This is a genomic window from Mycobacterium sp. GA-2829, from assembly GCF_001499965.1.
Taxonomy (GTDB): domain Bacteria; phylum Actinomycetota; class Actinomycetes; order Mycobacteriales; family Mycobacteriaceae; genus Mycobacterium.
The window spans coordinates 38,938-50,703 of sequence record NZ_LQIT01000032.1 but is presented as its reverse complement, the minus strand read 5'-3'; the positions used below and the strand labels follow the sequence as shown (position 1 = coordinate 50,703).

Annotated in this window: 12 protein-coding genes; 6 read left to right on the top strand and 6 right to left on the bottom strand. The window is 67.7% G+C overall.

Going from position 1 to position 11,766, the window contains the following annotated elements; translation table 11 throughout:
* The first annotated feature begins 9 nt into the window (after window positions 1-9).
* From AU194_RS19225 to AU194_RS19210, 4 genes are all read left to right on the top strand, one after another.
* A complete protein-coding gene (locus AU194_RS19225) occupies window positions 10-1,113 on the top strand; it encodes a diguanylate cyclase (RefSeq protein ID WP_231743481.1) in 1,104 nt (367 codons plus the stop codon).
* A gap of 13 nt (window positions 1,114-1,126) precedes the next feature.
* Entirely contained in the window at window positions 1,127-1,795 is a 669-nt protein-coding gene (gene tenA, locus AU194_RS19220) for a thiaminase II (RefSeq protein ID WP_059090849.1), read from the top strand.
* Between the two features lies 1 nt (window position 1,796).
* Window positions 1,797-2,411: a class I SAM-dependent methyltransferase gene (locus tag AU194_RS19215; protein ID WP_059090848.1), complete on the top strand. Its 615-nt coding sequence runs from the start codon at window positions 1,797-1,799 to the stop codon at window positions 2,409-2,411.
* 84 nt (window positions 2,412-2,495) lie between these two features.
* Complete coding sequence (locus AU194_RS19210; protein WP_059090847.1) at window positions 2,496-3,053, top strand: hypothetical protein; 558 nt, start codon at window positions 2,496-2,498, stop codon at window positions 3,051-3,053.
* Window positions 3,054-3,212: 159 nt separating this feature from the next.
* On the opposite strand, the gene AU194_RS19205 is transcribed toward AU194_RS19210, so the two are convergent.
* A complete protein-coding gene (locus tag AU194_RS19205; RefSeq protein WP_059090846.1) occupies window positions 3,213-3,668 on the bottom strand; it encodes an STAS domain-containing protein in 456 nt (151 codons plus the stop codon).
* Between the two features lie 152 nt (window positions 3,669-3,820).
* Window positions 3,821-5,107 (bottom strand): DNA polymerase domain-containing protein, encoded by a 1,287-nt coding sequence (locus tag AU194_RS19200; RefSeq protein ID WP_197417671.1) that lies wholly within the window; start codon window positions 5,105-5,107, stop codon window positions 3,821-3,823.
* 66 nt (window positions 5,108-5,173) lie between these two features.
* On the opposite strand from AU194_RS19200, the gene fadD2 reads away from it, so the two are divergent.
* Window positions 5,174-6,883 (top strand): long-chain-fatty-acid--CoA ligase FadD2, encoded by a 1,710-nt coding sequence (gene fadD2 / locus AU194_RS19195; protein ID WP_059090844.1) that lies wholly within the window; start codon window positions 5,174-5,176, stop codon window positions 6,881-6,883.
* Between the two features lie 29 nt (window positions 6,884-6,912).
* The gene (locus AU194_RS19190; RefSeq protein WP_059090843.1) at window positions 6,913-7,710 is read left to right on the top strand and encodes an SDR family NAD(P)-dependent oxidoreductase; all 798 of its coding nucleotides are present in this window, start codon (window positions 6,913-6,915) and stop codon (window positions 7,708-7,710) included.
* Here AU194_RS19190 and AU194_RS19185 read toward each other — a convergent pair.
* The 4 genes from AU194_RS19185 to AU194_RS19170 all read right to left on the bottom strand — a co-directional run bounded on the left by AU194_RS19185 (window position 7,707) and on the right by AU194_RS19170 (window position 11,733).
* Window positions 7,707-8,723: an aminotransferase class IV gene (locus tag AU194_RS19185; RefSeq protein WP_059090842.1), complete on the bottom strand. Its 1,017-nt coding sequence runs from the start codon at window positions 8,721-8,723 to the stop codon at window positions 7,707-7,709. The genes AU194_RS19190 and AU194_RS19185 overlap by 4 nt on opposite strands.
* Before the next feature lie 94 nt (window positions 8,724-8,817).
* Window positions 8,818-10,326 (bottom strand): APC family permease, encoded by a 1,509-nt coding sequence (locus AU194_RS19180; protein ID WP_059090841.1) that lies wholly within the window; start codon window positions 10,324-10,326, stop codon window positions 8,818-8,820.
* 71 nt (window positions 10,327-10,397) lie between these two features.
* Window positions 10,398-11,300: a LysR family transcriptional regulator gene (locus AU194_RS19175; protein ID WP_231743480.1), complete on the bottom strand. Its 903-nt coding sequence runs from the start codon at window positions 11,298-11,300 to the stop codon at window positions 10,398-10,400.
* 124 nt (window positions 11,301-11,424) lie between these two features.
* Entirely contained in the window at window positions 11,425-11,733 is a 309-nt protein-coding gene (locus tag AU194_RS19170) for a hypothetical protein (protein ID WP_059090839.1), read from the bottom strand.
* Window positions 11,734-11,766: the final 33 nt, after the last annotated feature.

Sequence of the window (11,766 nt, the reverse complement as noted above, 5' to 3'; positions counted from 1 at the left end):
GAGCCAGTGGTGAAGGGGGGATCGCCGGTGGACTGGTTACGGCGATGGTGGCGGCAGCCGGACCACTTCGACTGGATCACCGGGTACCTGCACGCGCGCGGCATGCTCAGTGTCGCGCGGTGGAACCTGGCGGCCAGCACCGCGGCACTCGCGCTGGTCCCGGCCGTCCTGACCTTCAGCGAGCGCGGTTCCAGCGGCGCGCCGGCCGAGGCGGGCGGTGCGCTCGCGGTGCTCGGCGGGTTGTTTGCCGCCGCGCTGTGGGCGATCCGCTGGCCCACCCGCAGACAGTCGGTGGGTTACATCCTCGCGGCGAATCTGTTCGTCGCCCTGGCCTGTTACGTACAGGACGACCCGATGGTCGGGTTGATGGGCTGCACGGTGTTCGCCACCACCGGCGGGTACATCGCGCTGTTCCACACGCCCGCATACATGCTCTACAACTTCGGTGTCGCGCTGTATGTCGGTGTGCTGCAGACGAGCCGGCTCGCCATGGAGACCTCCGACATCGCGCTCGCCCTGGGCCTGCTCATGCTCATCCTGGTCCTCAACATCGCGGTCCCGTTCTCCGTCCAGGCCGTCGTCCACGCGCTCGGCGCGGATCTGCTTCGCGCAGCACGGGATCCGCTGACCGGTCTGCTCAACCGCCGCGCGGTGCACCAGCAGATGGAACACCTGCTGAGCGCCAACAGCGCCGGGCACGCCGACCTGGCCGTCGCCGTCGTCGACCTCGATCACTTCAAGCAGCTCAACGACAACCACGGGCACGCGGCGGGCGACGACGCGCTCGTCGCCGTGGCGCGCGCGCTGTGCACCGCCGTCGATGCGGAGGCCGTCGTCGGCCGGCTCGGCGGTGAGGAGTTCCTGATCGCCCAGGTCCTCGAGGCCGATCGGATCGACGCGTGGGCGCAGCGGATGTGCGATGCGGTGGCGGACGTGCCGTTCCAGGTCACCGCCAGCGTCGGCGTCGCGACGGTGTGCCTGCCTCTGCCGTTCGCCGGCGACCCGAAGACCGTGATCCCCACGCTGATCGGCGCGGCCGATCAGGCCATGTACACCGCCAAGCGTGCAGGTGGGAACCAGTTCCGGCACGACGACCGCACCGCGTGCTGCTGATACGTTGTCGGCGATGACGCAGACCTGGTCGCAGTGGTTGTGGACCGAGATCGAGCCGATCTACTCGGCGATCCTGACCCACCCGTTCATCTCCGGACTCACCGACGGCACCCTCGATCGAGACGTGTTCGCGCACTACGTCGCCCAGGACGTGCACTATCTGCGGGACTACGCGCGGGCGTTGGCGGTGGTCGGGGCCAAGGCGCCCACACCGGCCGACACCGCGGTGTTCACCCGCCACGCCGCCGAGGTCCACGCCGTCGAACTGTCCCTGCACGAGGCGCTGCTGCCCGCACTCGGACTCGACTCCGCCGAACTGGCCCGCGTCCCGGTCGCGCCCACCACCGTCGCCTATACCAGTTACCTGCTCGCCACGGTGTACGGCGGCAGCTTCGCCGACGGTCTGGCCGCGGTGCTGCCGTGCTACTGGATCTACGCCCGCATCGGCGAGGAGTTGGTCGGCCGCGGCTCACCGGACCCCCGCTATCAACAGTGGATCGACAGCTACGGCGGGGAGGAGTTCGCCGCCACCGTCGCGGAGGTCCTCACCGTCACCGACCGCACCGGCCCCACCCTGACACCGGCCGAGGCGGCCGCCGCCCGCGCGCACTTCGTCACCACGTCGCGCTATGAATGGATGTTCTTCGACGCCGCGCACCGCCGCGAGAAATGGCCGGTCTGACATGACTGCACAGTCCTTCGACACCCCCGTCCGCCGGTGGGAGGACATCCCGGGCTGGTTCGGCTGGCGGCAGGCGCAGGAAGAGGCGGTCGCGCACTTCGGCCCGGCCGGGGCGCGATTTATTGAAGTCGGCTCCTACCTGGGCCGCAGCCTGTGCTCGCTGGCCGAGGTGGTGCGGCAGTCCGGGCACCGGATCGACATCGTCGGCGTCGACACCTGCCGCGGCAGCGGTCCCGAAGGCGCCCGGCAGATCAACGCGCACGGACCTGCGGTCGAATTCGGCGGCGGCACCTTCGCGGGTCTGTTGCACCGCAACGTGATCGCGTGCGGTTTCGAGGATGCGGTCGCGTTGCTGATCACCGATTCCGTGTCGGCGTCGCGGATGTTCGACGACGCGTCGCTGGACTGGGTGCACATCGACGCCCGGCACGACTACGAGAGCGTATGCGCCGATGTGCGGGCGTGGGCGCCGAAGGTGGCGCCGGGTGGCTGGCTGTCGGGCGACGACTATCACCCGGAATGGTGGCCGGGTGTGGTGAAGGCGGTGGGAGAAACACTGCCCGACGCCCACGAGTGGACGCCGGGTCAGTGGCGCTGGCGGAAACCGCCTGCGTGAAACGTCAGGCCGGGGGCGAGCGTCGTTTACCGCCTGCGCCCCCGGGTATGCGCGGACTCCACGTCATCCGCTCGAGGAGTTCTCATGGCCCGTGCCACCTTCTTCCATCAAATGCACGACATCGGTCTCGCCGCGTGGTTCGGGGGCACCCTGGCCAACGCGGTGGCCCTGAATCCGGCAGCCGCCGCCGGAGGCGACCCGTCCCGTGCCGGCGCCGTGGCGAATGCCGGCTGGGACCGCTGGACGCCGGTCAATGCCGCGGCCATCGGGGTGCACCTGATCGGTGCCGCCGGTCTGCTCAAACACGACCTCGGTCGTATGCGCGCGCAGCAGGGCGTACCCACCATGGCGGCGACGAAGACCGTGCTGACCGTGGCCGCGCTCGGGGTCACCGCATACAGCCGCATGCTCGGGCAGAAGGTCTCCGCGCACATAGACGTCCCGGTCACGGACGGCACCACCCCGACTGCGGCCACGCCGCCCGACGTCGAGGCCGCGCAGAAGCAGCTCACGATGCTGCAGTGGGTGGTGCCCGCGCTGACCGGAGCGCTGACTGCCATCGGTGCGTACGCCGCGGAACAGTACCGCCCCGAAGAAGTGTCCAGGGGAGTGGTCCAGCGCCTGTTGCCGTCTCACAATTGATTCCGAAGACAACGATGCGCCGCCACGGTGTTCACCGTGACGGCGCATACGGGATGAATCAGGGTGCTAAGCGGTTTGCACGTGGTGCACGTGGTGGCGGCGCTTGAGCAGGAACGAGAGCCAACGAACGTCGATGAGCATGGTGTCGCCTTTCCGTCTTCAGGCTGTCTTGGTCAGGAGGGGGAGCAGGCGGCGCCGGGCCAGGATGCCTTCACTGAAGTGGTGCAAGGCTTCCGGAACCGATGCGGTCACCGGCATGTCGTCGAGCGTGCCGGAGGCGCGCAGCACCTGCAGAACCGGCTGGCTGCCGATGACCGACCATTCGACGTCGGCGTCGGCGGCTCGGTCGTCGATCTCGTAGAACAGTGAGAGCGCTTCTGCGGCAAAGGAACTCACACCGCTGAGGTCGAGGATGAACGGCTTCTCGGCGAGGACGAAACGCCTCGCGTAATCCGCGACGCAGGACATGTTGCCCGCGTCGATGTCGCCCGTGACCGTGACGACCGTCGCCAGTTGACGGCAGCGGGCCCGCATGCGGACACCGTCGCAGTCGAACGATGGGTTGCCGTAGTGGAAGGAATCGTGTGAACCAGTGGACGTGCTCGTGAGTGTCATGAGCTGCCTCCCCTCGGCGTTTAGTTGGAATGGCTTCGTTGTTTTGCCACCTCAACGTGACACCGAAGTTATGCGGCGAATTTAAGGCCGCCGGGTAGCTACCGCTAAACCTTTGGTAAGAACATGCATTCCCGGGACTCGTGATGCATTTGTTACCGGTCGGTATCCGGGTTGTGCCGCATCTGGGCGCCCCGGTAGTTCTCCCACGGGCTGTAGTCGGCGAGCAACGGTTCCTGGGGCGGCCGCTGCTCCTCCGGCACGTGTTGGAGGTTGATCCGGATGCGGTACCAGATCGAACTCGGGCCGCGCATCCCGTCGACGAGCACGTCGGGCGGCTGCAGCCGCTCGGCCGCGGCGGGGTGACGTTCGCGCCAGGTGTCCAGCGCCGCCAACGCCTCGTCCTTGGTCTTGGTGCGGGCGATCTCGATCAGCGGCATCACCGACTGCCTGCGTCCTTTGGGTCCATCCCCGCGCTGCCGTTTGGCGCCGCGGGGCGCCTTCTCCGCGGGTCCGAGCCGGTCGGCGAGGTCGAGCAGGGCGTCCAGGCGGCCGGGGTGGTCGTCCATCGACTCCCACGGGTCGCCGAGTTCGGCGTAACGGGTGGGCACGGTGGCGACGGTGAACGCCTCCGGCCGGCAGCCCGGCACCTCGTCCCAGCGCAGCGGCGTGGACACCCGGGCGTCCGGGGTCGCGCGCACCGAGTACGCCGATGCGACGGTGCGGTCGAACGCGTTCTGGTTGAAGTCGACGAACACCCCCTCGCGTTCCTCCTTCCACCATCGGCTGGTCGCGAGGTCCGGGGCGCGGCGTTCGACCTCCCGCGCGATCGTCTGCGCGGCCAACCGGACGAACTTGAACGGCCACCGCGGCTCGATGCGCGCATAGATGTGGAAGCCGCGCGACCCCGAGGTCTTCGGCCACGCGGTGAGGCCGTGGTCCTCGAGCACCCCGCGGGCCACCAGCGCGACGGCGATGATCTGCTCCCAGTCGACGCCGGGCATCGGGTCGAGGTCGACGCGGAGTTCGTCGGGGTGCGCGAGATCCCCGGACCGGGTCGGGTGCGGGTTGAGGTCGACGCAGCCGACGTTGACCGCCCACGCCAGCCCCGCGGCGTCGCGGATGACCGCCTCGGCGGCCGAGGTGCCCGACGCGTACTTCAACTCCGCGACGTCGACGTAGTCCGGTCGCTTGGCGGGGGCGCGCTTCTGGAAGACCGCCTCCTCGGTGATGCCCTTGACGAAGCGTTTGAGAATCATCGGTCGGTCCGCCACCCCGCGCAGCGCACCGTCGGCGACGGCGAGGTAGTACTCGACCAGGTCGAGTTTGGTGACCGGCGGCCGGCCCTCGTAGGCCTCGAACACGACCCGGTCGGGATGGGTGACGGTCAGCGCGCGACCGTCGATGTCCAGCTTCAGCCCCTGCGCCCGGGATCCGGCCATGTCAGCCATGGTAGGGACTGTCTGATACCCGCCTCGACTGCGACATGGGTCACTTATGGTGGTCACATGCCGAAGCTCACTGAACTTCCGACGCAGGTGGCGGAGAAGGCCAAACTGTATTTCGACCGCGGCGCCGCTGAATTGCACTATGCCCGAAAGATGTTCGAGGCGGGTGCATTACAGCTCGAACCGCCGCAGAACATGGCCGCGTTCGTCGCCGACATGGTGCGCTGGGGTGAGTTCGGCATGATCCCCGCGCTCAACGCCAGGCGCACCCCGAACCGTCCCGCGGTGATCGACGACGAAGGGGAGATGACCTACGCCGAACTCGACCAGGCCGCCCACGCCGTCGCCCACGCGCTGCTCGAGAAGGGCATCAAAGGCGGTGACGGGGTGGCGATCCTGGCGCGCAACCATCGCTGGTTCCTGGTCGCGGTCTACGGCGCCGCCCGCACCGGCGCGCGGATCATCCTGCTCAACAGTGAGTTCTCCGGCCCGCAGATCAAAGAGGTGTCCGAACGCGAGGGCGCCAAGCTGATCATCCACGACGACGAGTACTCCAAGGCGGTTTCGCAGGCCCAGCCCGAGAAGGGGTATCTACGCGCGCTGGGCTCCAACCCGGACAAACCCGACGAGCCGTCCGAGAGCGACGCCGAGACGCTCGCCGACGTCGTCGCCCGCAGCGACAAGTCACCCGCGCCCAAGGTGACCAAGCATTCGTCGGTCATCATCCTCACCAGCGGCACGACGGGAACTCCCAAGGGCGCCAACCGGAAACCGCCGCTGTCGCTGGCGCCGATCGGCGGTGTGCTCTCGCACGTGCCGTTCAAATCCGGTGAGGTGACGCTGCTGCCCGCGCCGATGTTCCACGCGCTGGGCTATCTGCACGCCACCATCGCGATGATGCTGGGCGCGACGCTGGTGCTGCGCCGCCGGTTCAAACCGGCCACCGTGCTCGCCGACATCGAGAAGCACAAGGCCAGCGCCATGGTGGTGGTGCCGGTGATGTTGTCGCGGATCCTCGACCACATCGAGAAGATGGACACCAAACCGGATCTGTCGTCGCTGCGGATCGTGTTCGTGTCCGGGTCCCAGCTGGGCGCCGAGCTGGCCACCAGGGCGATGAAGGACATCGGGCCCGTCATCTACAACCTGTACGGCTCCACCGAGATCGCGTTCGCCACCATCGCCCGGCCGCAGGATCTCGAGAAGAATCCCGCCACGGTCGGCCCGGTGGTCAAGGGTGTGCGCGTCAAGCTGTTCGACGAGAACGGCAAGGAGGTGCCGCGGGGGGAGGTGGGCCGCATCTTCGTCGGCACCACGTTCCCGTTCGAGGGCTACACCGGCGGCGGGCACAAACAGATCATCGACGGGTTGATGTCGTCGGGCGACGTCGGCTACTTCGACGAGAACGGACTGCTGTACGTGTCCGGCCGCGACGACGAGATGATCGTCTCCGGCGGGGAGAACGTGTTCCCCGCGGAGGTGGAGGACCTCATCAGCGGGCACCCGGAGGTGGTCGAGGCCACCGCGGTCGGCGTCGAGGACAAGGAGTGGGGCCACCGGCTGCGGGCGTTCGTCGTCAAGGCCGAGGGCGCGTCCATCGACGAGGAGGCCGTCAAGAGCTACGTCAAGGAGCACCTGGCGCGGTACAAGGTGCCCCGCGAGGTGGTGTTCCTCGACGAACTGCCCCGCAACCCGACCGGCAAGATCCTCAAGCGCGAGCTGCGGGAGATCGATGTGGACGGGAAGGGGCCGGCGGACAAGAAGGAATAGTCGCGCACCCCCAGCCGTCCTAACCCGTTGTGAACATCGACCTGACCGGAAAGACCGCACTCGTCACCGGCTCGACGCAGGGCATCGGGTTGGCGATCGCGAAGGGGCTGGCCGAGGCGGGCGCGCGCGTCGCGGTCAACGGACGCAACCGGGCGCGGGTCGACGAGGCCACCGCTCAGTTGAACAACGATGCTCGGTTGACCGGTGACGTCATCGGTGTCGCGGCGGACGTGACCACCGAGGACGGGGTGGCCGACCTCCGGCGGGCGCTGCCGGACGTCGACATCCTCGTCAACAATCTCGGGATCTTCGGCGCCGTGCCGGCACGGGAGATCACCGATGAACAGTGGCGCACGTACTTCGACGTCAATGTGCTCGCCGCGGTGCGGCTGATCCGGCACTATCTGCCCGGGATGACCGAACGCGGCTGGGGCCGGATCATCCAGATCGCCAGCGACTCCGCGGTGGTCATCCCCGAGGAGATGATCCACTACGGCGTGTCGAAGACGGCGCTGCTCGCGGTGTCGCGCGGCTTCGCCAAGGACGCCGCGGGCAGCGGGGTGACGGTGAACTCGGTGATCGCCGGGCCGACGCACACCGCCGGTGTGGAGGATTTCGTGTACCAGCTCGTGGACCGGTCGCTGCCGTGGGACGAGGCGCAGCGCGAGTTCATGCGCCTGCACCGCCCGCAGTCGCTGCTGCAGCGGCTCATCGAACCGGAGGAGATCGCCAACATGGTGACCTATCTGTCGTCACCGTTCGCGTCGGCGACGACCGGTGCGGCGGTGCGCGCCGACGGCGGCTACGTCGACTCGATCCTGCCCTAGTATTCGATCGCCTCGATCAGCGGCGACGGCTCATCCATCAAGGCCCAGAACCGGTCCCGGATCGCGACGGTCATCGGGCCGGGTTCGCCGGTGCCGATCGGCTCACCGTCGAGGGAATTGATCGGCGTGACGCCGCCCGCGGTGGTGACCGCCATCAGCTCGTCGGCGTCGTAGAGCTCGTGGCTGGTGACGTCACGCAGCGTCGCCTCGATGCCCATCTGGTCGGCGAGCTCGAACACGGTCTTACGGGTGATGCCCGGCAACGCGTTTCGCGACGGTGAGGCGAGCTTGCCGTCCTTGACGATGCAGACGTTGAACCCGGGTCCCTCGGCGACGCAGTTGTCCGAGTCCAACAGGATCGCCGTGCGCGCCCCGCGGTCCTTGGCCTCGAAGCTGGCGGCGGTCAGATCGCCCCACTGGTAGTTCTTGATGGTCGGGTCGACGGTGTTGCGTCCGGCGCGCCGGACGTGGCGCGGTACGACGGCGGTCGTGCCGAAGATCTGCTCGGCGGGCGGGAAGGCCCACAGATAGGGGATGGCGTAGATGTACGCTTGGTGGGTGAGCCGGGAAAGGTCCTTCTCGCCCTTGCGTTTTCCGTAACCGCGGGTGACGGTGAGATTGACGAACGATTCGCGCAGCTGCGACAGGCTCACGCACTTCTTGGTGATCTCGGCGAGCTCGTCCTTCGAGTATCCGGGATCCAGGCGGAGCTTGCGGGATCCGTCGAGCAGCCGGTCCAGATGATCTCCGAGCCGGAAGATGTTGCCGTGCCACACATGTGCGACCGTGTAGGTCAGGTCCGAATGGCCGAAACCAGTGTCGAAGATCGAGATCTTGGCTTCCTCAGCGGGTACGTACTCACCCTCGATCCACGCGACACCGCCGGCGAAGGGACTGGACGTGTCGAGTTCGTAGTCGCTGTACTGGATGACCGAGCCGGCCGGGGTGTCCTCCCGGATGGCGCCGGGTTCCACGGCGACGAGGTTGCTGGTGCCGAGTTCGGTTGTGGTCATGCCGATTTCCTTAGTGTCGTGCGTTGACTCCGCGCTGGTGGCGACGAAGTGCGAGTGGACCGCGCCGTCAGCGCAGAGTGAACGGGGTGGTGGATCAGAGGTGGTTGTTCTTGGCGTATGCGGCTCCGGCGTCGCCGGTCTTGAGCCGGGCCTTCAGGCCGGTGGCCCACCAGATCGCGGCGAGCGCCACGATGCCGAGGAACACCCACTTGTTGCTGGTGAACTGCGGCAGGAACAGCAGGGCCACCGCCACCCCGAGGAACACCACGAGCGCGGTGACGTAGAGCGGCAGCCGGAACCGGCCGAGGTCGAAGGTGCCGGGCTCACCCTGCGGGATGGTGCCGCGCCGGTAGCCGACCAGCAGGCCGATGGTCTGCAGGATGTAGACGAAGAAGAACAGCAGTGAGGCGATGCCGATGATGTAGTTGAACGCCTTCTCGTTGACTAGTGCGGAAAGCAGCAGAAGTGTTGACAGGCAACCCAATCCGACCACCGCATAGGTCGGCGCCTTGCTTTTCGCCGAGACGTGGCGCCAGACGTGGGAGAACGGCAGCATGTTGTCGCGGGCCATCGAGTAGGTGAGCCGGGTGGCGACCAGGATGTTGGCCAGCAGGCAGGCCAGGATGTTCGTCAGCGCAATGGCGACGACGATCTTGGTGACGACGGGTCCGGCCTGCTGGGTGATGATCTCCTCGATCGGCGCAGAGCTGTTGGCCTCCACGGCGCCGACGTCCTTGATGGCCAGCACGTAGACGATGTACATCGCCAGCTCGATGACGATCGAGGTGACCAGCGCGTAGAACATCGTCTTGGGCACGACCCGCCGGGCGTCCTTGGTCTCCTCGGCGACGTCGGCGCCGGACTCGACGCCGATCAACCCGAAGAACGGTCCGAGGGCCGCGGCCAGCCAGGCCAGCATGTAGGAGTCCTTGTCGCCGGATTCACCACCGGTGAACAGCACCGAGATCGGCTGGTGGTTCTCCGGCGCGGAGAAGGCGATGATCGCGATGAGCGCGGTGGCGCCGACGGTGATGACCAGTTCCAGGCTGACGCCGATGTTGTTGACCATCGTCGCGAACCGCACGCCGTAGATGTTGATCAGCACGCAGACGAACACCACGCCGATGGCGAGCAGGATCTGCGTGGTCTGAGTCATGTCCCAGCCGAGCAGCCCGCCCAGGTAGCCGGACAGGATGAAACCCACCCCCGTCATCCCGCAGACCCAGCCCATCAGCGCGATGAACCCGGTGAACCAGGCCAAATCGGGGCCGTTGATCCGACTGATCCACTGGTAGGAGTAACCCGCCAGGGGCAGCTTGGCGGTGAGGTCGGCGGCGATGAACGTCCACAGCGAGAACACCGCGCCGGCCAGGAGCAGTGTCCACACGAACGGGGCGCCCGCGGTGAAGTAACCGGCGCCGAACCCGGTGAAAACCGCGGTGGTGGCGCTGATCGTGGCGAACCCGATCGCGAAGGAGGCGAGCCGGCCGACGGAGCGGTCGAGCTTCTGGGTGTATCCGAGTTCGGCGAGTTTGGCGTCCTCGGCGTCAGGGGTCGCGGAGGGCGCGTTCGCCGGTGTGGTGGGCGCGGCGGCATCGGTCATAGGTGAATGGAAGCCCTCGCGGTCGGGCAGCGGAAGTTTCGGTTTCTGATCTGAGCGATAACCCATGATTATCAGTGCAGGTCGGCCGACCGCTCCCGTTCGTGGCCCTCCGGGAAGTTCCATTCGGCTTCCACATGCCGGATCAGCGTGTGGGCCTGCGCTGTGAGCGCGTCCGGGTGCCATGCCAGCGCGATGTAGCTGGGCGCATGACCGCGAATCGGCACGTAGACGATGCCCGGCCGGTCGTAGAGTCGGGCGACGGCCTCGGTTGTGAAACTGATCCCGAGTCCGCGGGCGATCGCGGTGGTCTCGGCCTCGTAGGTGGCGGCGACGGCGGCGACCGTCGGCGGCCGATCGCGCAGCTCCATCGCCATCCAGTAGTCGCGCCAACCCCCGGCGCTGGCCGGGGCGCAGACGATGGGGTCCTCGAGGAGGTCGGCGATGTCCACCTCATCGCGGTCGGCGTACCGGTGGTCCCGCGGCAGGCAGGCCACCCAGTCCTCGGTGTCGAGGACGAAGATGCGATGGTCGGGCAGGTCCAGCGGCGGGCGGACCAGGGCGATCTCGGTGGTGCCGTCGGCCAGCCCGGCGGTCGGGTCGGAGAAGTCGAATTCGGTGGCCTCGATCGTGATCTCCGGGTGCGCGGCCTCGAAGTGGCGCACCAGCCGGTAGAGCAGATCGGCGCCGGTACCGAGGAAATAACCCAGCCGGATGCGGTTCCCTGTCCGGCCGGTGAGGGCGGCGAGGTCGCCGATCGCAGCGTCCACACCGGCGAGCGCCTCCTGCACCCGGGGCAGCCAGGATGCGCCGACGTCGGTCAACGCGACCTCGCGGGTGCTGCGGTTGAACAGGGGGACGCCGACGAGGTGTTCGAGCTGTTTGATCGCGGTCGACAGGGCGGGTTGGGTGATGAACAGCCGCTCGGCGGCGCGGTGGTAGTTCAGCTCCGCACCCAGCACCGCGAAGTACCGCAACTGGCGCAGCGTGATGTCGGGGCTCCGGACTCTCGTCGGGCCACCTCCGATCAGCGCGGTGTTGCGGTCCCATGGAACCTAGCAAGAACGACGGCGCCGGGGCCCCATAAGCGGGGGCGATGCCTCAATCGGTCATCGCGGTGCCCGGCACCGAGAGGCACACCAGGAACAGCATGAACAGGAACCACCCGGCCCCGTGCCAGATCGGCCAGGTGCCACGGGCTTTCCACACCCGGTAGGTCTGGGTGAACGCGCCGAGGCCACCGGCGAACAGTACGGCGGGTACGAGGATCGCCGCGACCAGCGAGTGCTCGGCGGGGATCGCGTAGAACGCGAAGCACACCCCCGCGACGGCGATCACTGCGACGACGTACGTGACGGCCGAGCGGAAGGTCTGCGGATCGCGCCAGCGCTTCTCGACATCGTTGGTCATGGACCCCGGTTTCCCCGGACGTCACCCGGGAAA

Excerpts from the sequence above, each read along its gene's own strand:
- AU194_RS19205 (WP_059090846.1), bottom strand. The coding sequence starts at position 3,668 with ATGACACTCACGAGCACGTCCACTGGTTCACACGATTCCTTCCACTAC.
- AU194_RS19185 (WP_059090842.1), bottom strand. The coding sequence starts at position 8,723 with ATGACCACAACCGAACTCGGCACCAGCAACCTCGTCGCCGTGGAACCC.
- AU194_RS19215 (WP_059090848.1), top strand. The coding sequence starts at position 1,797 with ATGACTGCACAGTCCTTCGACACCCCCGTCCGCCGGTGGGAGGACATC.
- tenA (WP_059090849.1), top strand. The coding sequence starts at position 1,127 with ATGACGCAGACCTGGTCGCAGTGGTTGTGGACCGAGATCGAGCCGATC.
- AU194_RS19210 (WP_059090847.1), top strand. The coding sequence starts at position 2,496 with ATGGCCCGTGCCACCTTCTTCCATCAAATGCACGACATCGGTCTCGCC.
- AU194_RS19180 (WP_059090841.1), bottom strand. The coding sequence starts at position 10,326 with ATGACCGATGCCGCCGCGCCCACCACACCGGCGAACGCGCCCTCCGCG.
- AU194_RS19200 (WP_197417671.1), bottom strand. The coding sequence starts at position 5,107 with ATGGCCGGATCCCGGGCGCAGGGGCTGAAGCTGGACATCGACGGTCGC.
- fadD2 (WP_059090844.1), top strand. The coding sequence starts at position 5,174 with ATGCCGAAGCTCACTGAACTTCCGACGCAGGTGGCGGAGAAGGCCAAA.
- AU194_RS19170 (WP_059090839.1), bottom strand. The coding sequence starts at position 11,733 with ATGACCAACGATGTCGAGAAGCGCTGGCGCGATCCGCAGACCTTCCGC.